Raw genomic sequence first — 260 nt, 5'->3', positions numbered from 1 at the left:
TCAGTTCATCGACGGCATCGAGCAGACCGAACCGACCAACGACGAGGAATCCTCCATCACCGACCGGAGCGCCGCCTGAACCAGCGATCACTCATACACCAGACTTGACCATAACTCTGGGGTCGGCCGACCGGGGCAGTTTTGTGTTGAACGACAGCCCTGAAGACAAAGGGATTAAGACTAGTTCCGTCGCCTACGATGTTCCACTCGCTATGTTGAACGACAGCCCTGAAGACAAAGGGATTAAGACGCTGCTCCAG

This window comes from Thioalkalivibrio sp. ALE21, assembly GCF_003208255.1.
In the GTDB taxonomy this organism is placed as follows: Bacteria; Pseudomonadota; Gammaproteobacteria; order Ectothiorhodospirales; family Ectothiorhodospiraceae; genus Thioalkalivibrio; species Thioalkalivibrio halophilus.
Note: the sequence above shows the minus strand (reverse complement) of the source record.